Below are 23,544 nucleotides of genomic sequence, written 5' to 3' on the forward strand. Positions count from 1 at the left end.
ACCCACCTGCACAACAAATTTGTCAAGACTGGTCAAACCGGATAATTTCAGGCATATATCTTGCTAATGCCGGTTTAGGCGCCGACAGCATACCAGTCATAGGGAGTGTCTCCGTTTCCATGAAAGCCTCGCTCGTTCTCAAAATGGGCCAGCAGCTGACGATGACCCCGCAGCTGCAGCAAGCCATCCGTCTGTTGCAGATGTCCACCCTGGACCTGCAGGACGAAATCCGCGAAGCGCTGGAATCCAATCCGATGCTGGAGCGCCAGGACGACGCTGATGCCGATGGCCATGCCAGTGAGGCCGATCCGCTGGCCGAAGCCGCAGACAACCCGCAAAATGGCGATACCACACCCGCAGCCCACGAGCCGCCGGCTCCCGAGCACAATGAAAGCAGCGAGAATACCAGCGACCTCGAACACATCCCGGACGAGCTGGCCGTAGACACCTCCTGGGAAGACATCTACCAGACCAGCGCCAGCAACCTGCCCGTGGCCGACGACGAGGACTGGGATTTCACCGCCACCACCGCCAGCAGCATGAGCCTGCAGGACCACCTGCTGTGGCAGCTCAACCTGTCCAGCCTCAACGAGCGCGCGGAATACCTGGCCACCATCCTGATTGACAGCATCAACAGCGACGGTTACCTGGAAAGCCCGCTGGACGAATTGCTGGCCGGCCTTGATCCGGCCCTGCACGTGACCCTGGCCGAGCTGGAAGACATGCTGGAACACGTACAGCAATTTGACCCCACCGGCGTCGGCGCCCGCGACCTGCGTGAATGCCTGCTGCTGCAGCTGGCACAGCTGGACAAGAACACACCCCGCCTGGCCGAAGCCCGCCAGCTGTGTGACCGCTATCTGGAGCTGCTCGGCAGCCGCGAATACAGCCGGTTGATGCGCCAGATGCGTCTGGGCGAAACCGAACTGGGCGAAGTGGTGCAACTGATCCAGAGCCTGGACCCGCGCCCCGGCTCACATATTGAAGAGAGCGCCGCCGAGTACATTGTTCCCGATGTCATCGTGCGCAAGGACAAACAGCGCTGGCTGGTCGAGCTGAACCCGGAAATCGCGCCCCGACTGCGCGTCAACTCCCTATATGCCAGCTATGTGCGCCGCGCCGACAGCAGTGACGACAACACCTTCATGCGCAACCAGCTGCAGGAGGCACGCTGGTTCATCCGCAGCCTGCACAGCCGCAATGAAACCCTGCTCCGGGTTTCCAGCGAAATCCTCCGGCGCCAGCCGGGCTTTTTCGAACACGGCCCGGTTGCCATGAAACCGATGATCCTGGCCGATATTGCCGAAGCGCTGGAAATGCACGAATCCACCATCTCGCGCGCCACCACGCAAAAGTACATGCATACTCCGCGCGGCATCTTCGAGCTCAAGTATTTCTTCTCCAGCCATGTCAGCACCGACCAGGGCGGCGAATGCTCGTCGACCGCGATCCGCGCCATGATCGAACAGCTGGTGGCCGCGGAAAACCCGAAAAAACCGCTCAGCGACAGCAAGATCCCCGCCCTGCTGGCCGAGCAGGGCATCCAGGTCGCCCGCCGCACCATCGCCAAATACCGCGAGGCACTGAACATCCCCTCTTCCACCGACCGCAAACAGCTGTTTTAAGCCTCTTGCACTGCCGGCTGAATGCACATGACCGCAGCATCGCCGGGGCATGGGCGGAGCAAACCCTGCAACGCCATGGATGGCGTTGCGGAGCCTACAGGGACGTACTTGCGGCGTGTTTGCGCAACCCATGCCCCGGTGATGCAGTTACCGATACTTTCACAAACACTCCCCAATTTAAAATCATTTGCAGTACACTAAAGCCAGAAGTACACACCACCAAGGAGAGCACTATGCAAATCACCATTACCGGTCATCAGCTGGATATCACAGATGCCATGCGCGACTACGTGAACAACAAGTTCAACCGTCTGGAGCGCCACTTTGACAAGATCACCAGCATCCGCGTAACCATGGGTGTAGAAAAGATCAACCAGATCGTAGATGCCACCATCCTGATTGCCGGCGGTGACGTGGTTGCCCAGGCCGAACACGAAGACATGTATGCCGCCATCGACCTGCTGGTCGACAAACTCGACCGCCAGCTGCTCAAGCACAAGGAAAAGCAGCTGGGTCGCCAGAAGGGTGCCGTTGAGCGCTAATCAATGATACAACTCGAAAACATCCTGACCCCGGCACGCTCCCTCACGGGCGTGCCGGGAGGCAGCAAGAAAAGAGTACTGGAATCCATCGCCGCGCTGTTCGCCGCAGACCAGCCCGGCATTGACGACGGCTTGCTGTTCGACAGCCTGATTGCCCGTGAAAAGCTTGGTTCAACCGGCTTTGGCAACGGCATCGCCATTCCCCACTGCCGGTTGGCAGGCTGCACCGCCCCGCTGGGTGCCGTACTGCACCTGGACAGCCCGGTCGATTTTGACGCCATCGATGGCGCACCGGTCGACCTGCTGTTTGTCTTGCTGGTACCGGAAACCGCCACCGAGGACCACCTCGCCCTGCTACGCCAGATCGCCACCCTGTTCGCCAATGAACAGCTGCGTGAGCAGTTGCGCCGGGCGCCGGACAGCCAGGCGCTATACCAGGCCGTGCTGAAAGCCACCACCCGCCCCGGGAAGCCCTGACTCATGCGTCTGGTCATTGTCAGCGGCCGTTCCGGTTCGGGCAAGAGTACTGCCCTGGCCGTACTGGAAGACAACGATTTCTACTGCATCGACAACCTGCCAGCCTCCCTGCTGCCCGACCTGGTGGATCGCACCCTGCTCTCGGCAGAGCTGGCACCGGCCCGCCTGGCCGTATCCATCGATGCCCGCAACCAGCCACAGCAGCTGGAGCAGATTCCCGCATTGCTGGCCCGGCTCAGGGAAAAACACATCCAGTTCGAGATTGTGTTTCTGGATGCCGACGACAACACCCTGCTCAAGCGTTTTTCCGAAACCCGCCGCCGGCATCCGCTGACCAGCAGTGAACGTTCACTCTCCGAAGCGCTGGCGTACGAACGCGAACTGCTGCATCACCTGGCCTGTGCCGCAGACATCAACATCGATACCACCCAGCTCAACCTGTACCAGTTGGGCGACCTGCTCAAGCAGCGGCTGCTGGACAAGCCTGCTTCCGGCACCGCGTTCCTGCTCAAGTCGTTCGGTTTCAAGCGCGGCCTGCCAATCGAGGCCGACTTCGTCCTTGACGTGCGCAACCTGCCCAATCCGTACTGGCAGGCAGAACTGCGCCCCTACAGCGGCCTTGAACAACCGGTCATCGACTATCTGGACCAACAGGAAGACGTCCAGGAAATGTATACCGACATCCTGCATTATCTGCAAAAATGGCTGCCCCGGGTCGGTGCCAGCAACCGCGCCTATGTCACCATCGCCATTGGCTGTACCGGCGGACAACACCGTTCGGTCTACATGGTGGAACGTCTGGCTGCCGCCCTGCGCCCGACCATCGACAACATCCAGGTGCGTCACCGCGACGCCAGGCCGCACGAACGCCCATGAACCGTCACAGTTGCACCTTGCTGATCAGCAACAAACGCGGCCTGCATGCCCGCGCCTCGGCCAGTCTGGCCAGTCTGGCGGCCTGCTTTCCTTGCGACATCGGCCTCGGCCCTTCCCCGGAACAGCTATGCAACGCCAAGAACATTCTTGAGGTGATGATGCTGGCCGCCAGCCCCGGTACCGAGCTGCATTTGTGTGCCGAAGGCGAACAGGCTGCCGAGGCTGTCAGCGCCCTGCAGCAGCTGGTCAACGATCGCTTCAACGAAGACCAGGACTCCCCGACAAAACCCTGATGCATTCCGGCCCGTCCTGCTGCGGATCATTGACCAGCGTGGACACCCGCCGCTCCTGCAATGCCGGCGCCGGCACTGCCAGTAATGCCAACACCCGCTCCCGCGGCGTGGCAGGGTCCAGCCAGACGTCAAGGTCCTCTGCGGCAATCAGCAAGGGCCGGCGCAGGTAGGCTGCAGGGCGGGTCAGCATGGCAACGCTGAAATACTCACGCCCTGCTGCCGGGTAGGCTTCCCACAGCGCCGCCATGTAAAAAAGTTTTTCCGGCCGGCTCAGCCAGTAAGGCTGCTTGCGTGTTCCGGCCTTGCCGCGCCATTCAAAAAAACCATTGGCCGGCAATACCGCACGGCGTTCTGCCAGCGCCGCGGCAAAAAAATCCTGTCCGGCCACGGTTTCGCTGCGGGCATGGTCCACCACATGGCTCAGGTCCCGCGACCAGTGCGGGGTAAAGCCCCACAATGCCTGCCGCCACTGCCGGCCCGTGCCGCTGTCATGCAGCATCCAGACTTGCTGGCGCGGCGCAATATTCCAGCGCGGCACAAACTCCGGCGTCTGCCCGGGCAGCATGGCCTGCGCGGCCGCCGGCACCTGGTAAAAACTGTAACGACCACTCATGCAAAACTCCCCCGAGCGCACTGCCGGCAACCGGGCCGGCCATCCTTCCCGGCAGGGCCAGCCATAACCAGCAGTCATGCCTGCAGGCCCACTGCCCCACCGGCAACAAACGGCGTATAATACCGCATTTATTCTTGCCGGCTGCCCCGCGCAGCATGAAACAGAGAGACTCATGGGCCCATTCGACAATATCCGTCCCTATCACGATCACGAAGTGGCAGCTGTCCTGCAGCGTCTCTGTGCAGACCCGGACTTTCTCAATGTCATTCTGCGCTACCGTTATCCGGCCCTGGCCGGCAGCCTGGGCTGGTTGCTGCGCCCGCTGGTGGCCTGGCGCATGCGCAAGGAGGCGGCCGGCATCCGCAACATTGCCGACCTGCAGGCCCGGGTCGCGCCCTATGTCGAGCATTCGGTAAAAAAGGCCACCGACGGCATCAGTTTTTCCGGCATCGACAATCTCGACCCCAATGGCGTACACCTGTACCTGGCCAACCACCGGGACATCGTCATGGACCCGGCCTACGTCAACTACGCCCTGTTCCAGGCCGGCATCCCGACACCGCGCCTGGCCATTGGCGACAACCTGCTGCAAAAACCCTTTGTCAGCGACCTGATGCGCCTGAACAAGAGCTTCATCGTGCCACGCTCGGTGACCGGGCGTCGGGAAAAGATCGACGCCTTCCAGCAGCTGTCCGGCTATATCAACCACTCCCTGCTGGAGGAGCACAGCTCCATCTGGATTGCCCAGGCCGAAGGCCGTGCCAAGGATGGTGACGACCGTACCGACAGCGCCATCCTGAAAATGCTGCACATGTCCCAGCGCCAGCTGGACTTCGTACCGGCCGTGGCCCGGCTGAACCTGACACCGGTCGCCATCAGCTACGAATACGACCCCTGCGATCTGGACAAGGCCCGCGAACTCTATATCCGCGCCACCACCGGCAGCTATGAGAAGCAGCCCGGCGAAGACGACGCCAGCATCGCCAAGGGCATCACCGGTTACAAGGGCCGCGTACATGTGCATTTTGCCGCACCGGTCACCTCCGGTTTTGCCGACGCCCGCGAGCTGGCCAGCCAGATCGACGGCATCATCTGGCATGACTACCGCCTGTTCCCGGTCAACTATCTGGCCTGGCACGACTGGAACGAACGCGACACCGGCCTGGTCGTGCCTGCCCCCGCCGAGGTCTTCAGTGCGGCCGAAGTCGACGCTGCCCGCGCCGTCTGGCAACAGCGCCTGGCACAATGTCCGGAACCACAGCGCCCGTTTCTGGTCATGCAGTATGCCAACCCGCTGCAAAACCAATACCGCAGCCTGGCTGCCCACTAGTTCCCGCAGGTTTTCCGATGTCCTGGTTACAAGTCCGCCTTGCTGTCACCCCTGCCAACGCCGCCCGGCACGAAGACCGCCTGCTGTCCATGGGCGCGGTTTCGGTCACCTTCATGGATGCCGAAGACCAGCCGATCTACGAACCCGATCTGGGCACCACTCCACTGTGGAGCAAAACCCACCTGCTGGGCCTGTTCGATGACAGCCAGGACAGCCAGGCGCTGGAGCAGCAACTGCTGCTGTCCTTCACCGGCGAACTGCCCGAATTTTCCGTCGAGGAACTGCCCGAACAGGACTGGGAGCGCAGCTGGATGGATGACTTCCAGCCGATGCAGTTCGGCCGCCGCCTGTGGGTGGTGCCAAGCTGGCACAGCGCCCCCCAGCCGGATGCCGTGAACATGCTGCTCGACCCGGGGCTGGCCTTTGGTACCGGCACCCACCCGACCACCGCCCTGTGCCTGGAATGGCTAGACGGCCAGCAACTGCAAGGCTGCAACGTGCTGGATTTCGGTTGCGGCTCGGGCATTCTGGCGATTGCCGCCCTGCTGCTGGGTGCCGGGCACGCCACCTGTACCGATATTGATGTCCAGGCGCTGGAAGCCACTGCCGACAACGCCGGCCGCAATGCCATTGAAGCCTCGCGTTTCAGCCTCTGTTTGCCACCCGAACTGCCCGCACGACAATACGATATGGTACTGGCCAATATTCTGGCCGGTCCGCTGGTCGAGCTGGCACCACAGCTGGCCGGACACTGCCGTCCGGGCGGCCGCCTGGTGTTGTCCGGCATTCTGGCCGAACAGGCCGAAGAGGTCAGGCAGGCATATCACGAGCACTTCACCCTTGATCCAACGCATACGCTGGACGGCTGGGTACGCATCAGCGGTGTGCGCCGTTAGACCATCATGAGCAAGACTTTCCTGACCCAGTGCCCGCACTGCCGTACCCGCTTCCGGGTCAACAGCCAGCAGCTGTTTGCCGCCCAGGGCGCGGTACGCTGCGGCTCGTGCATGCAGGTATTCAATGCCCGCCTGTTTCTTGAACAGGACCCGGAAGCCCGGCCGGATGCCGTCACGCACCCGGACAGGCATGAACCGGCTTCGCCAGCGCACAGCCTCGACTCGCTGCAGATCCATGACGACATGGACATTGATCTGGATAGCCCGGATTTCGAGCAGGAGCTGGCACGTCTGGCCCGCCAGGAAGCACAGGATGATTTGCACGACGCCGCACTGTCGACCCATGCCAGCCTCGCCTACCCGGAACAGAACCAGTTGCCGGTGCGCTACGAGTCTGTCACTGCGTGGGAGTATGACGAGGACGGCAGCGACAACGAGCCGCCACTCTACCCAGAAGGCCTGGCAGCCAGCCGGGATGACGACGAGGACTTGCCTGCCGGACATGACGACAAGCGCCGCGAGCCGGCAATCAGCACGGATGACTTCGACGCCATTGATGACGGGCCGCTCCTGCTCGAGTGGCAACCCAAGCGTCGCCGTGCCACCTGGCTGTGGTCCCTGCTCAGCCTGCTGGCAGCGCTGGGGCTGGCGGCGCAGTATGTCCACTACAATACCGAACAGCTGGCCCGCCAGCCTGCCACCCGCCCCTGGGTGGAGGCGGCCTGCAGCGTGCTCGGTTGCAGGTTGCCCGGACGGGTCGATGTCGACCAGATCACCAGCAGCAACCTGGTGGTACGCCCGCATGCGGAATTTGCCAATGCCCTGAGCGTCGACGCCATCATTTACAACCGCGCCGCCTTCGCCCAGCCTTTTCCGTTGTTACAGCTCAACTTCATGGATGACAGCCAGCAGGTACTGGCCAGCCGCAATTTCAGCCCGCAGGAATATCTCGGCGGCGAGCTGGCCGGGCGCAGCAGCATGCCGGCCCAAACGCCCATCCGCATCGCCCTGGACGTGCTGGTACCGGATGCACGTGCCACCGGTTACAACCTGAGATTCCTCTCGCCGGAATAAACCGGCAGCAACAAACCGGTTCGTTTCACAACGCGGCTACTTCACCAGCAGCACATCACAGGGCGGGTGTTCCAGAAAGTGCTGGGCCAGACTGCCCAGCAGCGCATCGGCCAGTACGCCTCGCCCGTGCTTGCCCAGCGCCAGCAGCTGTGGTCGCTGTCCGGCAATCACCTTTGCCAGGCAATCATGCAGCTCGCCATACAGCAGCTCCTGGCTGATCCGCGCCCCATGTTCCGGCATTTTTGCCTGCTCGTCGGCTACCAGCTGGGCAAACAGCTCTGCCTGCCACTCGTGCTCGTCGGTGCTGCAGCCATGCACCTGCGCCTGTTCCAGCACATGCACCGCATGGATGCGGGCATCCGCCGCCAGCAGTGACCGGGTGCGATGCAGGGCATTGCAGGCACACAACGAAAAGTCCATTGGCACCAATGCCTGCCGGTAAGGCTCCAGCCCCTCGTCAACCACCAGCAACACCGCTGCCGTACTGCGCTGCAGTACCCGCTCCAGGGTGGTGCCGGAAAAATACAACCGTGACTCCTGGTGGTGGTCGCCCATCACCAGCAGGTCGACACTGCGCGCCTTCTGTTGTGCCACCAGCGTTTGTACCGGACGACCGGTGACAATCACCAGTTCCGCAGCCGGCAAGCCAAGCTGCTCCAGCTGCCCGCCGATCAGTTGACGTGCCGCTTCGCGGTTGTGCTCCAGCACCTGCTTTGGCAAGTGTTCTTCCTGTACATGCAACACTGTCAGCCGCGCTCCGTGCTGCACGGCCAGCAGCGCTGCCCGTTGCAGGGCCAGCCAGGCATGACCACTCAGGTCATGCGCCACCATGATGTGCTGCATGTTATCTGGCCGCGTCCAGCGCCTGGCCCAGATCGGCCAGAATGTCGTCGATATGCTCGATACCGATCGACAGGCGCACCAGATCCTGACTAACGCCGGCCCTGGCCGCCTCTTCCACCGACAGCTGGCGGTGGGTGGTGCTGGCCGGGTGACAGGCCAGGGTCTTGGCATCGCCGATGTTGACCAGACGGTAGATCATCTGCAGCGCATCAATGAAGCGTGCGCCGGCTTGCTCGCCCCCCTTGATGCCGAAGCTGAGGATCGCCGACGGTTTGCCGCCGTAGTACTTTTGCGCCAGCGCGTGTTCGGCATGGTCCGGCAAACCGGCATAGTTGACCCACTCCACCATGGGGTGGGCAGCCAGGTATTCGGCAACCTTCTGTGCGTTGTCACAATGACGTTCCATGCGCAGCGACAGGGTTTCCATGCCCTGCATGATGAGGAAGGCATTGAACGGCGACAGTGCCGCACCCATGTTGCGCAGCGGCACCACCCGGCAGCGGCCGATGAAGGCGGCCGGACCAAAGGCCTCGGTATAGACCACGCCGTGGTAGGACACATCCGGGGTATTGAGCAGCGGGAAACGCTCTTTATTCTCCGCCCAGGGGAACTTGCCGGAATCGACAATGGCACCGGCAATGGTGGTGCCGTGGCCGCCGATGTACTTGGTCAGGGCATGCACGACAATGTCGGCACCATGCTCGATCGGACGGCACAGTGCCGGCGACGCCACCGTATTGTCGACAATCAGCGGCACGCCATGGCGATGCGCGGCTGCAGCCAGCGCCTCGATATCCACCAGCGCACAGGACGGATTGCCGATGCTCTCACAGAACACCGCCTTGGTGCGCCCGTCGATCAGTGCTTCCAGGCCGGCAATGTCATCGTGGTCGGCAAAGCGTACCTCGATGCCCTGGCGCGGCAGGGTATGGGCAAACAGGTTATAAGTACCACCATACAGTTTGGACACGGAAACGATATTGTCGCCCACCTCGGCAATCGCCTGGATGCTCATGGTGATCGCTGCCATGCCGGACGCCACTGCCAGTGCCGCCACGCCGCCTTCCAGCGCGGCAATGCGCTGTTCCAGCACATCGTTGGTCGGATTCATGATGCGGGTATAGATGTTGCCCGCCACCTTGAGGTCGAACAGATCAGCGCCATGCTGCGTATCATCAAACGTGTAGGAGGTGGTCTGGTAGATCGGTACCGCGGCAGATTTGGTGGTCGGGTCGGACTTGTAACCGGCGTGAATGGCAAGGGTTTCCAGCTTCATGACGTTCCTCTGTGCAGACGATATGAAAATTCCGCCAAGCATGCCGGCGCTGGCCCCCGCGGTCAAGCATGTCGGCCGGCAAGCTCGCACTCCGCCGCGCGGGGCTTTACAATGGCCGCTTTATTTCAATCGCCAGGCCAACCAAGGGTTATCTATGCACGATCAGGGCTTGTTGTTAGTCAATCTCGGCTCTCCACTCTCTACAGAAGTGGCCGATGTACGTCAGTATCTCAACCAGTTTCTCATGGACCCTCACGTTGTCGACCTGCCCTGGCCATTGCGCCGCCTGCTGGTCAGCCTGATCCTGCTGCGCCGGCCAGCCGAGTCAGCCGAAGCCTACAAGCTGGTATGGCAGCCGGAAGGTTCACCCCTGGTGGTGATCAGTGAGCGCCTGCGTGACGAGGTGCGCAAGCTGTGGTCCCACGGCCCGGTCGAGCTGGGCATGCGCTATGCCCAGCCATCAATCGAAAGCGCCCTGCTGCGCCTGGCGGAACAAAACGTCAAATCCGTGGTGCTGGCACCGCTGTATCCGCAGTTTGCCGAAAGCACCACCACCACTGCCATCGAAGAAGCCGAACGTATCGTCAACAAGCACAAGCTGACACTGGAGCTGCGCACCCTGCCGGCATTTTACGAAGACGAAAGCTATATCCACGCCTTGGTGGCCAGTGCCCGGCCCGATCTGGAGCAGGACTTCGACCACCTCCTGCTCAGCTTTCACGGCTTGCCGGAGCGCCACCTGACCAAGCTGGACCCGACCGGCAATCACTGCCTGCAAAGCGCGGACTGCTGCCAGACTGCCTCCGACGAGGTGCTCGCCGGCTGTTACCGCGCCCAGTGCCTGCGTACTGCCGAGCGCTTTGCCAGTGCGGCGCAGCTGCAGCCACAGCAATGGTCGGTGTCTTTCCAGTCCCGACTGGGGCGGGCCAAGTGGATCGAGCCCTACACCGAAGAGCAACTGGAAGAGCTGGCCGGCCAGGGCGTCAAAAAGCTGCTGGTGATGTCACCAGCCTTTGTTGCCGACTGCATCGAAACCCTGGAAGAGCTGGCCATTCGTGGCCGCGAGCAATTCATCGCTGCCGGCGGCGAGGACCTGCACCTGATCCCCTGCCTGAACGACCACCCGGAATGGGCCGCCGCCCTGGTCCGCCTGTGTGAAGCACGCCGGAGCAGTTAAGACCTGTTGCAACGCCGCACCCTGTAGGTGCGAATTCATTCGCACATGCTCTTCTACAGCCCGGCAGCGCCAGGCTTGTTCGAATAAATTCGAACCTGCACACAACAGGCCTTTTTCCGCGTAGCAGATGACCGGGCAGCGGCCTTTTCCCCGCAATTTCAGCGCATGCAATGCTTGCGCTTTATTACCGCGCGGTTATCCTAGGCATATTCCCCTTTCGAGACGAGGCTATTCCCCCTCTTGGACAGTACGACATCGATTCATCGCTTTGCCCTGGACGGCTTTGAGGCCGCCCGCTTTGCCAACATGTGCGGCCAGTATGACGAGCATCTGCGCCTGATCGAGCGCCAGCTACACGTGACCATCCGCAATCGTGGCGAGCAGTTCGAGCTGTTGGGCGAGGATGATGCCACCCGCAAGGCGGAAATCTTCCTGCGCAACCTGTACCGCGAAGCCAAACTGCGTGATCTCGGCCCTGATGACGTACACCTGCTGCTTCAGGAAGCCGGCATGCAGCAACAGGTCATGCCCGCCGCCGCAGAAGCAGCCGACAACAGCGTCACCCTGCGTACCCGTAAAAAGACCATCCGTCCGCGCGGCCGCAACCAGCAGGGTTACGTACGCTCGATCAGGCAGCATGACATCAACTTCGGCGTCGGCCCGGCCGGTACCGGCAAGACCTACCTGGCCGTTGCCTGTGCCGTCGATGCCCTTGAGCGCGGCGATATCGAACGCATCCTGCTGGTACGTCCGGCGGTCGAGGCCGGTGAAAAACTCGGTTTCCTGCCCGGCGACCTGAGCCAGAAAATCGACCCCTATCTGCGCCCGCTCTACGATGCCCTCTACGAGATGCTCGGTACCGACTACGTCAACCGGCTGATCGAACGCCAGATCATCGAGGTGGCCCCGTTGGCCTACATGCGCGGCCGCACCCTGAGCAACAGCTTCATCATTCTCGACGAAAGCCAGAACACCACCCGTGCGCAGATGAAAATGTTCCTGACGCGCATCGGCTTTGGCTCCACCGCAGTGATTACCGGCGACATCACCCAGATCGACCTGCCGCGCGGCAGCCAGTCCGGTCTCAAGCACGTGCTGCATGTGCTGAAAGACGTCAAAGGGCTAGGCTTCACCTTCTTCGACTCCACCGACGTGGTGCGTCACCCGCTGGTCCAGCTGATTGTCGAAGCCTACGACGCCTTCGATGAACAGGAAACACAGGCGGCCCGTGATGAAGCTTGAGCTTGACCTGCAGCTGGCCAGCAGCGCCGGCGCCCTGCCCGGACAGGCCGACTTCGAACGCTGGTGCCGCACCGCCCTGTCGACACGACGTGACACTGCCGAGCTGACCATCCGCGTGGTCGACGAAGACGAGGGCCGCGAACTCAACCGCGACTGGCGCGGCAAGGACTACGCCACCAACGTGCTGTCTTTTGTCGCCGACATACCGCCGGGCATCCTCGACATTCCCCTGCTGGGTGATCTGGTCATCTGCGCCCCGGTGGTGGCTCGCGAAGCCGCCGAACAGGCAAGACCAGCGACGCCCACTGGGCCCATCTGGTGATCCACGGCTGCCTGCACCTGCTCGGCTTTGACCATATCGAGGATGACGAAGCCGAAACCATGGAAGCTCTTGAGCGCCAGTTGCTGGCCAGCCTGGGCTACCCCGACCCCTATGCCGATCACGAACGGACGGAACTGCATACACCATGAGCGAAGACAATTCGAGTACCGGGCACAAGTCCTGGCTGGACAAGCTCGCACAGGCCTTCAACCACGAGCCGAAAACCCGCCAGGAGCTGTTTGCCCTGCTGCGCGAAGCCAACCGCAACAACCTGCTGGACGATGACGCCCTGGGCATTGTGGAAGGAGCCATGGAAATCGACGAGCTGAAAGTTCGCGACATCATGATTCCCCGCTCGCAGATGATCTGCATCCAGGTGGACCAGACCCCGGAAGAGTTCCTGCCGGCGGTGTTCGAGGCCGCCCATTCGCGCTATCCGGTGATTGGCGAGAACACCGACGAAGTGCTCGGCATCCTGCTGGCCAAGGACCTGCTGCCGCTGATCCTGGCGCGGCCGGACAATTTCAGCCTGCGCCAGCTGCTGCGCCCCTGCACCTTCGTGCCCGAGTCCAAGCGCCTCAACGTGCTGCTCAAGGAATTCCGCGCCAACCACAACCACATGGCCATCGTCATCGATGAATACGGCGGCGTGGATGGCCTGGTCACCATCGAGGACGTGCTGGAACAGATTGTCGGCGACATCGAGGACGAACACGACATCGATGACGACAACTTCATCCGCCAGCTGCCGACCGGCGACTTCATCGTCAAGGCCCTGACCCCGGTCGAGGACTTCAACGAATTTTTCAAGAGCGGCTTTTCCGAAGACGACTACGACACCATCGGTGGCGTGGTGATGAGCGGATTCGGCCATCTGCCCAAGCGCAATGAAACCATCGAGCTGGAACAATGGCGTTTCCGCGTGGTCAATTCCGACAGCCGCCGCCTGCACCTGCTGCGCGTCAGCAAGATACGCTGACGCCATGCTTGCAGCACTCCGGGCCATGCAGCCAGCCGCGAGCCACGTTCTGCGTACAGCAAAGTCTGGCCGCAGACCCGGCGACAGAAGCCGGGTGCCGAGCCAGGCGTACATACGCCGGGTGACAGAATAGCCGTACGGAATCATGCACACGGCTCTTGCAGCTACCACTACTGCAAACACAGCGCCAAAACACGCCCTGCCCTGCAACCGGCCCAAGGATTTTCAGCCTTGCAATTCATACTCCACAAACGCTGGATACACCACCTGCTGGCACCGCTGGCAGGCTGCCTGCTGACCCTGTCACTGGCTCCGTTTGACCTGTGGCCACTGGCTCCGCTGTCGATTGCCCTGCTGTACCTGTTGCTGCAGGAAGCCACCAGCCGCCAGGCACTACTTACCGGCTGGTTGTTCGGGTTCGGCCTGTTTGCCTCCGGTGCCAGCTGGGTCTACGTCAGCATCCACGACTACGGTGCCGCCCCTCCCTTGCTGGCCGGCTTCCTGACATTGCTGTTTGTTGCTGCGCTGGCCCTGTTTCATGCCCTGCAAGCCTGGCTCTGGGTGCGCTACCTGCGCCATCCCGAGCACCGGCTGCTCAACGTTCCGGCCTTTGCCGTCCTCTGGGTCGCCATGGAGGCGTTTCGCGGCTGGTTCCTGACCGGTTTCCCCTGGCTGTATGCCGGTTACAGCCAGCTGGAAGGCCCGCTGGCCGGCCTCGCTCCGCTGGGCGGCGTCTGGCTGATCAGTCTTGTTCTGGCCATGAGCGGCCCCCTGCTGGTTCAGCTGTTCTGTCACCGTCTGAGCCGCCGCCAAACCCTGACCCGCGCCCTGCTGTTGCCGCTCCTCTGGCTGGGCAGCATGCCCTTGCACCAGCACGAATGGACACGCCCGGCCGGACAGCCGCTATCGGTTTCAGTATTCCAGGGCAACATCGAACAGAACCTGAAATGGGACCCGGACCAGCTCGCCGCCCAGCTCGACCTGTACCGGGAGATGACCCTGGACGCAGCGACCGCCGACATCTTGCTCTGGCCGGAAACCGCCGTCCCCCTGTTCCAGGACAGCGCCCGGCCCTGGCTTGACTTCATGCACGAGCGTGCACTCGAGCGGGGTAGCGCCCTGATCACCGGCATCCCCGTACGCCACGTTGCCGACGACGGCCGACGCAGCTTCTATAACGGCATTACCGTGCTGGGCGAGGGCTCCGGCGATTACCTGAAGCAAAAGCTGGTACCCTTTGGCGAGTACGTGCCCCTGCAGGACTGGCTGCGCGGCCTGATCGAATTCTTTGACCTGCCCATGTCCGACTTTGCCCGCGGCCCGGCCGGTCAGCCGCCCCTGCAGGCCCGCGGCCACAGCATCGCGCCCTACATCTGCTACGAAGTGGTCTACCCGGAGTTTGCCACCCGGCTGGCGGCACAAAGCGAGATTCTGCTGACCATCAGCAACGACACCTGGTTCGGCCGCTCGATCGGCCCGCTACAGCATCTGCAAATGGCGCAGATGCGGGCACTGGAGGCCGGCCGCTGGATGATTCGCGGCACCAACAACGGCATCAGCGTACTGGTCAATCCCTTTGGCCAGATCACCGCCGAGATTCCCCAGTTTGAACAGGCGGTTCTGCACGGCCAGGTGGTCCCCATGCAGGGGCTGACACCCTACCTGAGGTTTGGCTCATGGCCGCTAGGCATTCTGTGCACACTGCTGTTGCTCTTCGCCATCCAGCAAAAACGCAAGCACTGAATCTGCTGCGAAGCTGCACCCTGCGAATTCATTCGCACATACGGGCCTTGTAGCCCGGCGCTGCCGGGCTTTGTCCGGATAAATCCGGACCTACAGCTGGCCGGTATCGCACCTACAGAATCGTTGCCTCGCGCGGGAAGTACGGCAAGACGATGATCAGGCGGTACCACCCACGGTTATAGCATCAATCTTCAGCGTGGGCTGGCCGACGCCAACCGGCACGGTCTGGCCGGCCTTGCCACACATACCGACGCCGCTGTCCAGCTCGAGGTCGTTACCGACCATCGATACCCCGCGCATGCAATCCGGGCCGTTGCCGATCAGGGTGGCGCCCTTCACCGGCGCGGTGATCCTGCCGTCCTCGATCAGGTAGGCTTCGCTGGTGGAAAAGACGAATTTGCCACTGGTGATATCGACCTGGCCACCGCCCAGACTGGCACAATAGATGCCCTTCTTCACCGAACGGACAATCTCCTCCGGGTCCGACTCGCCGGCCAGCATGTAGGTATTAGTCATGCGCGGCATCGGCAGGTGGGCATAGGACTCGCGCCGGCCATTGCCGGTACTGGCAACACCCATCAGACGGGCATTGAGCTTGTCCTGCATGTAACCACGCAGGATACCGTTCTCGATCAGTACGGTGTTCTGCGCCGCCACCCCCTCATCGTCCAGCGTCAGCGAGCCACGGCGGCCGGCAAGGGTGGCATCATCGACAATGGTGCACAGCGGCGAGGCCACCTGCTGACCGATCAGGCCGCTGTAGTTGGAACTGCCCTTGCGGTTGAAGTCGCCCTCCAGGCCATGCCCGACCGCCTCGTGCAGCAGCACGCCGCTCCAGCCCGGTGCCATCACCACCGGCATGCTGCCGGCCGGTGCCGCCACCGCATCCAGATTGACCAGCGCCTGGCGCACCGCCTCGCGGGCGTAATCTTGCATGCGGTCATTTTCCACGAAATAACGGTAGTCGGTACGGCCACCACCACCATGGCTGCCCCGCTCGCGACGACCATTGTGCTCGATAATCACGCTGACATTGCAACGCACCATGGGCCTGATGTCGGTCGCCAGTGTGCCATCCAGATCGGCAACCAGCACATGCTCCCATGCCCCGACCAGGCTCAGGCTGACCTGACTGACCCGGCTGTCCAGGCTGCGGGTGAAGGCATCCAGTTCCTTGAGCAGGCCGACCTTTTCCTCCGCACTCAACACATGCAGGGGCGTCTCTACCGGGTACAGCGGCACGGCCGGCGACTGCACCAATGCCAGTGGACGGCCCTGCCGGCCACTACGCACAATGCTGCGTGACGCCTGTGCCGCCTGTGTCAGCGCCGACAGGTCGATACTGTTGCTGTAGGAAAAACCGGTCTTCTCGCCGGCCATGGCACGCACGCCGACACCCTGGTCCAGGCTGAAATTACCCTGCTTGACGATGCCCTCTTCCAGCACCCAGGACTCGGTCATGCGGCGCTGGAAATACAGGTCACCGGCATCGATACCCGGGCCGGCTACCTGCGCCAGCAGCGCGTCCAGATCGGACAGCTGCAGGCCATTGGCGGCCAGCAACACCTGTGCGGCATCTTGTGTCTGCTGTGTCATGTTGCATTGCTCCTGAATGTTGCCTGCTCATTACGCGACATTGCGCAATGGCCAGCCTGCGCCCCGCTCATGCCTTCGGCGGAACCGGCAAGGGGAAGCTCATGATATTGCTGCCGGTGGCCTCGCTGATACGGGCCACGCCCAGACGCTCGACTTCGTCGATGCGCACAATGGCATGCATCGGAATATAACTGCGGATCACGCCCTCGAACTGGGTCTTGAGCTTCTCTTCACTGGGATCGATCACCATCTGGGTGCGTTCGCCAAACACGAACTCCTCAACCTCGAGAAAGCCCCACAGATCACTCTGATATATGGCCTTGGCGTAGATTTCAAAGACCTGCCCCTGGTTGACGAAAATCACCTTGAAGATTTGTGCATCTTCTTTGCTCATGGCCCTGCCCGCTATCCAATAAACCGGGCGCCATTCTAGCCTGAATACAGATTTTTTGCGCATGCGGCAGGTAGCAGGTAGCAGGTAGCAGGTAGCACTGTATCCAGCAAAGGGGGAATTACGTGGCATGCCCTGTAGGTTCGAATTTATTCGAACAAAGCCCGGCAACGCCGGGCAACCGAGGCGAGCTGTGCGAACTGTGCGAACTGTGCGAACTGTGCGAATAAATTCGCACCTACAGTGATTTGCTTGTCAAATCAGCAGCCCCAGGGAAACCCGAGCAAAAAAGTGCGACAAAAAGCTTGCATCAGATAATGCGAACCATTATCATCTACATCACTGGCTAATCACCAGCGAGTAGTCCGCAATCATGCAATGATTCCGGTTTCTCCTCATCAGGCTTAACACGGTGTTTGACCCGCCCAGGTGGCGGGTCTTTTTTTGCCTGCACCCCGGCCCTGGCATCTGCCGGCATCCCTCCAGAGACAAAAAACCCGGATACGGCAAGCCGTACCCGGGCTGATTTCAGCATCCCCCGAACGCTTAACGCACGCCGGACTGGCGCAGCGCCGCTGGCGTGAACTCGCCAGAGGTGGCTGTGGCGTTGAACTCGTAAGAGTGCTTCTCCTCGTTCTTCATGCCCATGGCCAAGTAACGGCCGGACTGGATGTCGTACAGGGTCTCGAAGGCATACCATGGCACCTGCTGGGCAAAGTATTGCAGGGCATGGGCCTCGGCCACGCGCCACAGGTTGCCACGGCCGTCATAGTGGTCAATGACCGCTGCCTGCCAGGTGTCCTCATCGATATAGAAGTCACGCTTGGCGTAGATATGACGCTCGCCTTCCTTCAGGGTGGCGGTTACGTGCCACACGCGGTGCAGCTCGTAGCGCGGCAGCTCCTGGTTGATGTGGCCGGCCTTGAGAATGTCGCTGTACTTCAGTTCGGGCGAGTCCAGACGGTAGTTGTTGTAGGAAATGTACATTTCCTTCTTGCCGTGCAGCTGCCAGTTGTAGCGGTCCGGCGCGCCGTTGAACATGTCCAGGTTGTCGGAAGTACGCAGGCCGTCGGCGGCGGTACCCGGGCCGTCATAGGACACCTGCGGAGCACGGCGCACACGGCGCTGACCAGCATTGTACAACCAGGCCGAACGTGGCTCGGTCACCTGGTTGACGGTTTCATGCACCAGCAGCACGTTACCGGCCAGACGTGCCGGCGCGGTCACGCTCTGCTTGAAGTAGAACAGGATGCTGGACGGCTTGCTGGCGTCATAATCCTTGAGCTTGTTCGGGAACACGAACTGCTCGTCAAAGTACACCAGCGAGTAGGAACCGTTGGTCTGCGGGGTGGCCTGGGTCACCTTGCGCTTGACGCTGCCCCCCCGGTAGCGGGTGACGTGGTTCCAGATCACTTCCAGGCCGTTTTGCGGAATCGGGAAGGCGTTGGCCACCTTGAAGTTTTCCAGCCCGTTGCCATCCTGCACCAGATTGACCGAGGTCGCGTTGTCACGGGTCGCGTCGATCACCTCTTGCGGCATGGTGGCCGAGCGATGGGTCTTGTAGACATTCATCTTGTAGGTGTCGGGGTAACGCTTGAACATCGCCTGCTGGCCCGGGGTCAGCTTGTCCTTGTACTGGTCCATGTTCTGCGCGGTGATGGTGAACAGCGGCTGCTCACCAGCAAACGGGTCGGCCATGAAGCCGTTGGCACTCACGGATGCGGCCGTGGTGGACAGGCCACCGGTCCACTCGGGAATGGAGCCGTCGGCGTTGCCGGCTTTTTCAGCACCGAACGGTGTCAGGCTGGTGCCCAGTTTGGCTGCATCACCGGCAGATACGGCTGCCATGACGCTGGCGGCGAACAGCGACAATACGAAGGTTGCGCCGGTCTGCATCAGGGTTTTCTGTATTTTCATGATCTGTCTTCCTGCTTATGCGTGTTCTGTTTCTATTGCGCTGCCCGCTTACACGGACAGCCTGCAGATTCTTTCCTGCGCCTTGCCGGACCGCCCCGTCCGGCGATCTGCTCCAGACATGCCGGAGCAGATCGCGGTCGGAGCCGCGTCCGCAGAGGCATTGTTAGAAGTTCATGCCGAAGTTCAGTGATACGAAGTCACGGTCCTTCATGGTGTTGTAGCGGCCACCAAAGAAGTTGGTGTAGGACAGGCCAGCGGTGTAGGTGTGGCGGTAGTCCGCATCCAGACCGACGCTGACTGCCTTGGCACCCTCGTTGAACAGACCGTTCGGGCCGTAGCCTTTCACGTCATGAGAGAACGCCATATTCGGCTTCAGGTTGACACCGGCAAACACGTCGCTGTAATCCAGCTGACCGCGGACACGGTAGCCCCAGGAGTTTTTGGTGGTGAAGCCTTTCCAGCCATTAACTTCGCGTGCGTGCGGCACATCAGGTATGACACTTGCTGGGGAACCGTAAATCGGATCACGTCCGTAACGCAGCTTGCGCTTGCTCTCCAGCCCACCTATATGGGCATAGCCGATTTCACCAACCACTGTGGCTCGTTCAGCGCCAAGAACCTGGTCAAAGAAGTGGGTGAAGGTGGTTTGCAGCTGGGTGATTTCCTTACGGTTATAGCCGCGGTTAATCTGACCTGCCCTCGCCAAATAAGCCGGTACATCCGCAGGCCCTGTAATATTTGTTACCCCTGCGGTCAGCCTCAGTGTCATATCCTGAGTGTTAATCTGGACAGGTGCATTAGGCCGGTAGCTAATCTCACCTTGCCACGCGGTACCTGTTGGCAAGGTGGTCGAGAAGCTCAAACCATACAGGCGGATATCTTCAGGATAATCCATGAAGTAATTACCGCGCCCAACTAATACTGCCGCCGGTGCAAGAGCATGAACCCCAGTCGTTCCAAGTGCCCCAGTAAAGGTGGCTGCATCAGCATTCTGCGTACTCAGGAAAGGCATCCGGCTGTGATAGTTCATGAAGTAGGCGCCATACTCGGTGTTGTCACCCATCCAGCGCAGAGCCATACCCCACTGGCCGCTGTCACCGGCTTTCCTGTCCTTGCCACGCGGAATCATCAAGCCTTCCTGTGATGCCTGAAGCCCAAGCCCGAATGACTCCAAAAGAGCTAAATTGGGCAGCACTATGCCTTGGGTCAGTTGTTTGTTCAGGATGTGATAGCCATTATCACAGCCATCCGCCGCCACATCCGCTGACGAGAAGAAAGTACCGCAGTTATCCACCACCGTCTGCTTCCAGCTCAGCTGATAAAAGGCTTCCGCTGACAGACGGTCGGTGATGCTCTGGGATACGTAGAACATATTGACCGGAATCAGGCCCTCTTTCAGCTCGGCACCGGGACGGCGGAAGGCGGAGACATCAATCGGGTTGACCGAGTTGATGGAGTTCATGATGAAGGTGCTCTCACCCCAGCTAACCACCTGCTTGCCCAGACGCACGGTACCGGGCTGGTCGCCAATCATGTAGTTGTGAAAGAGGAAAGCATCGAGGATTTCCGCACCACGGGTCTTGGCACCCTCTTTGCGGCCGTTGTTGCTGATGCGGCGCTTTTCCGGATCGGGGTGGCGCAGGTTCTGGTCATGCAGCTTGAAGTCGTACCAGTACTTGCCGCGCACGAACAGGCCGCTGTCCTTGTAGCGCAGTTCAAGGTCGTGCAGGCCCTTGAAGATTTTCGAAAAACTGTCGCCTTTCTTGAAGTTCAGCCGGCCATCGTCGCCGGTCTGGGTGTAACCGGTACCGCCGTTGGCGTTACCGATGAATTTCTTGTCCCTGTCGGCGGTAGACCAGCTGGCACCGACTGACAGCGAGCTGTCAAAGGAGCCTTCAATCTCGCCAATGTTGAAGTTGATCGCCATGGCCGGCGCGGCCAGTGCGGAAGCCAGGCTTACGGCCAGTGGCAACCGGGCCAGCTGCCAGATCTGCTTGCGGGTCGTCATCATCATGCTACTCCGAACGTTTTATTTTTTTGGTTATGGCCCGGCACACCACTCCCGGGCTGTTGAAGCAATGGACAAAACAGGCCCGTCCGGGCTGCTCCGTTCATTTAAGGAACACTTTAGCAGTACTTCCAAGCATCTACTGTGCCACAAAAGTATATGACCCACAGGTCAATTCCGGTCACGTTAATTGACAGGGCTCAAGAGCAGATTTTTTTGCGCGGATTCGAACATGAATAGCGGGAGCAAGCGGTTACGGCACTTACTTCAGGCCGTATCGGGAACGACAGGGTTTCATTTGGTAACACAACAACCCGTAAAGTAACACCCCGCCCGCAGATCCGGACTGATCCGGGCAGCGGGCGATGTACAAATGATTTGGCACCTGCTGGAGGCGGCATGCCGGCCAGCAGGTGCGGAAACGGGCAGGGTCAGTACAGCAGCTGATACAGCCGGCGCCGATACTGGATGACCAGCGGGTGGGCACTGCCCAGCAGCTCGAATACCTGCAGCAAGGTTCGCTGCGCGGCACCCTGGCCATAGTCCCGGTTGCGCACAAACAGCTGCAACAGGGCCTCCAGCGCAGGTTCGTACTGCTGGCGGGCCAGCTGCTGGATGGCCAGCTGGCAGGCGGCCTCGTCATCGCCGGCATTCTGGGCCAGCCGCGTTTTCAGCTCGGCCACATCCGGCAACTCGGCAGACAGGCGCAAGAAGGCCAGTTGCGCTTGCGCCGCGGCCAGTTCGTGCCGGTAGTCATCATCCTTGACCGCAGCCAGTACCTGGCCGGCATCGTCCAGTGCATTACGCTCCAGTAAACAGCGTGCATACAGGATCAGTGCCGGCACGCCGCTGTTGTCTTCCTGCAGCAACGCCTGCAGGACCGCTTCGGCAGCGGCGTAGGCCCCTTCGTCAAACAGCTGCTGCGCCTGCTCCAGCGGAGTGATGCTGGGTTCGGCCGGTTCGGCCACGTGCCGGGCCAGCATTTCGCGAATCTGTGACTCGGGCTGCGCCCCGGCAAAGCCGTCAACCGGCTGGCCGTCCTTGAACAGCACCACCGTCGGCAGACTGCGCACACCAAAACGGGCCACGGTTTCCTGCTCGATATCGCAGTTGACCTTGGCCAGCAGAAACTCGCCATTGTAGTGGGTGGCAATTTTTTCCAGCATCGGCATCAGCGCCTTGCAGGGCGCACACCAGTCGGCCCAGAAGTCCACCAGCACCGGCTTGGCAAAAGAATTCTCGATCACCAGCTGGTCAAAGGCTGCCGTGCCTTCCACATCAAAGATAAATGCTTGAGTCACTTCTTGCTCCTCTCCTGCCCCCGTCTGGCGCTGTACACGCGGAAGCCGTCTCGCTCGGCCAGAACCCGGCACGGCCCCAGATGGGCTTCTATCAATTCGGGATAACGCAGAAAGCTGTTGGCCACCAGCCGCAGCTCGCCGCCCGGCAGCAGGTGCCCGGCGGCCTGCCTGATCAGTTCTTCGGTGGCCTGGTAATGGGTGTGGACACCCTTGTGAAACGGCGGGTTGGTAACAATGGCCGCCAGCTGCCCGGGTGCATCGGCAATGCCTGCGCCAGCCAGCACCTGCGCCTCCAGCCCGTTGGCCGCCAGTGTACGGCGACTGCTCTCGAGCGCAAAGGCGTCAACATCCAGCAGGCTGACCATGCAGTGCGGATAGCGCCGCTTGAGTGCCGCGCCGAGCACGCCGGCACCACAACCAAAGTCCAGCAGGTGCCCCGCCGGCAGGTCGTCAAGGTGCTCCAGCAGCAGGGCCGTGCCCCTGTCCAGCCGTCCATGGCTGAATACGCCCGGCAGGCTGCACAGCTGCAGCGGCTCTGCCCCGGGTAACGCCACGCTGAACTGTTGCTGCCACTGTTCCGGAGCCGGTGGCAAACCTGCCGGCGGGCCCAGTTCGCACAGCCAGAGCTGGCAGTGACGGGCACTGTCCAGCTTCCAGGTTTTGCCGAATTGCGCCAGCTGTTTTGCCGCCCGCTCGATACCGGCTTTCTTTTCACCGACCAGAAACAGCCGTTGCAGGCCCGGCAAGCCGGCCAGCGTGTGCAACAGGTACTCGGTCAGCTCGCGGGACTTGGGCAAGAACAGAACGGCATCGGCCACGGCCAGCTGCGGAAGCTGGTGACCATAATGTGCCGTACCGGCACGCTGCAGCACCCGGTATTCGTCGGCCAGCCAGCTCCAGGCCGATGCCTGTGGCCATTCGGCCAGCAGATGATCGGCGGGAGCACCTGCCAGCAAGAGTTTTTCAGGGGTAAAGTGGTCTGCCTGCCGCAGCAGCACCTGGCTTCTTGGGTCCATGGCAACC

General features: G+C 61.3%; 21 protein-coding genes and 1 pseudogene. 13 read left to right on the forward strand and 9 right to left on the reverse strand.

The window, feature by feature from the left end; all coding sequences use genetic code 11:
• Nucleotides 1-119: 119 nt before the first annotated feature.
• The 5 genes from AR306_RS12690 (at nucleotide 120) to AR306_RS12710 (ending at nucleotide 3,813) form a co-directional block, all read left to right on the forward strand.
• Entirely contained in the window at nucleotides 120-1,625 is a 1,506-nt protein-coding gene (locus AR306_RS12690) for an RNA polymerase factor sigma-54 (protein ID WP_101497908.1), read from the forward strand.
• 233 nt (nucleotides 1,626-1,858) lie between these two features.
• On the forward strand, nucleotides 1,859-2,167 hold the full coding sequence (gene hpf, locus AR306_RS12695; RefSeq protein ID WP_101497909.1) for a ribosome hibernation-promoting factor, HPF/YfiA family: 309 nt from the start codon (nucleotides 1,859-1,861) through the stop codon (nucleotides 2,165-2,167).
• A 3-nt stretch (nucleotides 2,168-2,170) separates the two neighbouring features.
• On the forward strand, nucleotides 2,171-2,644 hold the full coding sequence (ptsN, locus tag AR306_RS12700) for a PTS IIA-like nitrogen regulatory protein PtsN (protein WP_101497910.1): 474 nt from the start codon (nucleotides 2,171-2,173) through the stop codon (nucleotides 2,642-2,644).
• A gap of 3 nt (nucleotides 2,645-2,647) precedes the next feature.
• Nucleotides 2,648-3,520 (forward strand): RNase adapter RapZ, encoded by an 873-nt coding sequence (rapZ, locus tag AR306_RS12705; protein ID WP_101497911.1) that lies wholly within the window; start codon nucleotides 2,648-2,650, stop codon nucleotides 3,518-3,520.
• On the forward strand, nucleotides 3,517-3,813 hold the full coding sequence (locus AR306_RS12710; protein ID WP_101497912.1) for an HPr family phosphocarrier protein: 297 nt from the start codon (nucleotides 3,517-3,519) through the stop codon (nucleotides 3,811-3,813). Before rapZ ends, AR306_RS12710 begins: the two co-directional genes overlap by 4 nt.
• On the opposite strand, the gene AR306_RS12715 is transcribed toward AR306_RS12710, so the two are convergent.
• Complete coding sequence (locus AR306_RS12715) at nucleotides 3,779-4,426, reverse strand: SOS response-associated peptidase (protein ID WP_101497913.1); 648 nt, start codon at nucleotides 4,424-4,426, stop codon at nucleotides 3,779-3,781. The genes AR306_RS12710 and AR306_RS12715 overlap by 35 nt on opposite strands.
• Before the next feature lie 172 nt (nucleotides 4,427-4,598).
• On the opposite strand from AR306_RS12715, the gene AR306_RS12720 reads away from it, so the two are divergent.
• From AR306_RS12720 to AR306_RS12730, 3 genes are read left to right on the forward strand one after another with little or no spacing between them, the layout of a single operon-like run.
• On the forward strand, nucleotides 4,599-5,756 hold the full coding sequence (locus AR306_RS12720) for a 1-acyl-sn-glycerol-3-phosphate acyltransferase (RefSeq protein ID WP_101497914.1): 1,158 nt from the start codon (nucleotides 4,599-4,601) through the stop codon (nucleotides 5,754-5,756).
• A gap of 17 nt (nucleotides 5,757-5,773) precedes the next feature.
• Nucleotides 5,774-6,652, forward strand: a complete 879-nt coding sequence (gene prmA / locus AR306_RS12725; RefSeq protein WP_101497915.1) for a 50S ribosomal protein L11 methyltransferase — start codon at nucleotides 5,774-5,776, stop codon at nucleotides 6,650-6,652.
• Nucleotides 6,653-6,658: 6 nt separating this feature from the next.
• The gene (locus AR306_RS12730; protein ID WP_101497916.1) at nucleotides 6,659-7,726 is read left to right on the forward strand and encodes a DUF3426 domain-containing protein; all 1,068 of its coding nucleotides are present in this window, start codon (nucleotides 6,659-6,661) and stop codon (nucleotides 7,724-7,726) included.
• Between the two features lie 36 nt (nucleotides 7,727-7,762).
• On the opposite strand, the gene AR306_RS12735 is transcribed toward AR306_RS12730, so the two are convergent.
• On the reverse strand, nucleotides 7,763-8,569 hold the full coding sequence (locus tag AR306_RS12735; protein ID WP_101497917.1) for a universal stress protein: 807 nt from the start codon (nucleotides 8,567-8,569) through the stop codon (nucleotides 7,763-7,765).
• Between the two features lies 1 nt (nucleotide 8,570).
• Nucleotides 8,571-9,845: a bifunctional O-acetylhomoserine aminocarboxypropyltransferase/cysteine synthase gene (locus AR306_RS12740; protein ID WP_101497918.1), complete on the reverse strand. Its 1,275-nt coding sequence runs from the start codon at nucleotides 9,843-9,845 to the stop codon at nucleotides 8,571-8,573.
• Nucleotides 9,846-9,999: 154 nt separating this feature from the next.
• Here AR306_RS12740 and hemH point away from each other — a divergent pair, with 154 nt between their 5' ends.
• The 5 genes and pseudogenes from hemH (at nucleotide 10,000) to lnt (ending at nucleotide 15,308) form a co-directional block, all read left to right on the forward strand.
• On the forward strand, nucleotides 10,000-11,022 hold the full coding sequence (gene hemH, locus AR306_RS12745; protein ID WP_101497919.1) for a ferrochelatase: 1,023 nt from the start codon (nucleotides 10,000-10,002) through the stop codon (nucleotides 11,020-11,022).
• 240 nt (nucleotides 11,023-11,262) lie between these two features.
• Nucleotides 11,263-12,264: a PhoH family protein gene (locus tag AR306_RS12750; protein ID WP_240622546.1), complete on the forward strand. Its 1,002-nt coding sequence runs from the start codon at nucleotides 11,263-11,265 to the stop codon at nucleotides 12,262-12,264.
• A pseudogene (gene ybeY / locus AR306_RS12755) lies at nucleotides 12,254-12,735 on the forward strand (rRNA maturation RNase YbeY). Before AR306_RS12750 ends, ybeY begins: the two are co-directional and overlap by 11 nt.
• Nucleotides 12,732-13,565 carry an HlyC/CorC family transporter gene (locus AR306_RS12760; protein ID WP_101497920.1) on the forward strand — a complete coding sequence of 278 codons (834 nt, stop codon included), beginning with the start codon at nucleotides 12,732-12,734 and terminating at the stop codon, nucleotides 13,563-13,565. Before ybeY ends, AR306_RS12760 begins: the two are co-directional and overlap by 4 nt.
• Nucleotides 13,566-13,796: 231 nt before the next feature.
• The gene (gene lnt, locus AR306_RS12765) at nucleotides 13,797-15,308 is read left to right on the forward strand and encodes an apolipoprotein N-acyltransferase (RefSeq protein WP_101497921.1); all 1,512 of its coding nucleotides are present in this window, start codon (nucleotides 13,797-13,799) and stop codon (nucleotides 15,306-15,308) included.
• Nucleotides 15,309-15,464: 156 nt separating this feature from the next.
• Here the strand turns inward: lnt and tldD are convergent, their stop codons facing one another.
• The 6 genes from tldD to AR306_RS12795 form a co-directional block, all read right to left on the reverse strand.
• Nucleotides 15,465-16,904 (reverse strand): metalloprotease TldD, encoded by a 1,440-nt coding sequence (tldD, locus tag AR306_RS12770; protein WP_101497922.1) that lies wholly within the window; start codon nucleotides 16,902-16,904, stop codon nucleotides 15,465-15,467.
• Nucleotides 16,905-16,971: 67 nt separating this feature from the next.
• Nucleotides 16,972-17,298: a DUF1820 family protein gene (locus tag AR306_RS12775; RefSeq protein ID WP_101497923.1), complete on the reverse strand. Its 327-nt coding sequence runs from the start codon at nucleotides 17,296-17,298 to the stop codon at nucleotides 16,972-16,974.
• A gap of 543 nt (nucleotides 17,299-17,841) precedes the next feature.
• Nucleotides 17,842-19,212: a DUF1329 domain-containing protein gene (locus AR306_RS12780; RefSeq protein WP_101497924.1), complete on the reverse strand. Its 1,371-nt coding sequence runs from the start codon at nucleotides 19,210-19,212 to the stop codon at nucleotides 17,842-17,844.
• Between the two features lie 163 nt (nucleotides 19,213-19,375).
• A complete protein-coding gene (locus AR306_RS12785; protein WP_101497925.1) occupies nucleotides 19,376-21,226 on the reverse strand; it encodes a DUF1302 domain-containing protein in 1,851 nt (616 codons plus the stop codon).
• Nucleotides 21,227-21,651: 425 nt separating this feature from the next.
• Nucleotides 21,652-22,521, reverse strand: coding sequence for a thioredoxin (trxA, locus tag AR306_RS12790; RefSeq protein ID WP_101497926.1), 870 nt, complete (start codon nucleotides 22,519-22,521; stop codon nucleotides 21,652-21,654).
• A complete protein-coding gene (locus AR306_RS12795; protein ID WP_101497927.1) occupies nucleotides 22,518-23,537 on the reverse strand; it encodes a methyltransferase in 1,020 nt (339 codons plus the stop codon). Before AR306_RS12795 ends, trxA begins: the two co-directional genes overlap by 4 nt.
• Nucleotides 23,538-23,544 lie beyond the last annotated feature (7 nt).

This window comes from Thiopseudomonas denitrificans (genome assembly GCF_002866065.1).
In the GTDB taxonomy this organism is placed as follows: domain Bacteria; phylum Pseudomonadota; class Gammaproteobacteria; order Pseudomonadales; family Pseudomonadaceae; genus Thiopseudomonas; species Thiopseudomonas denitrificans.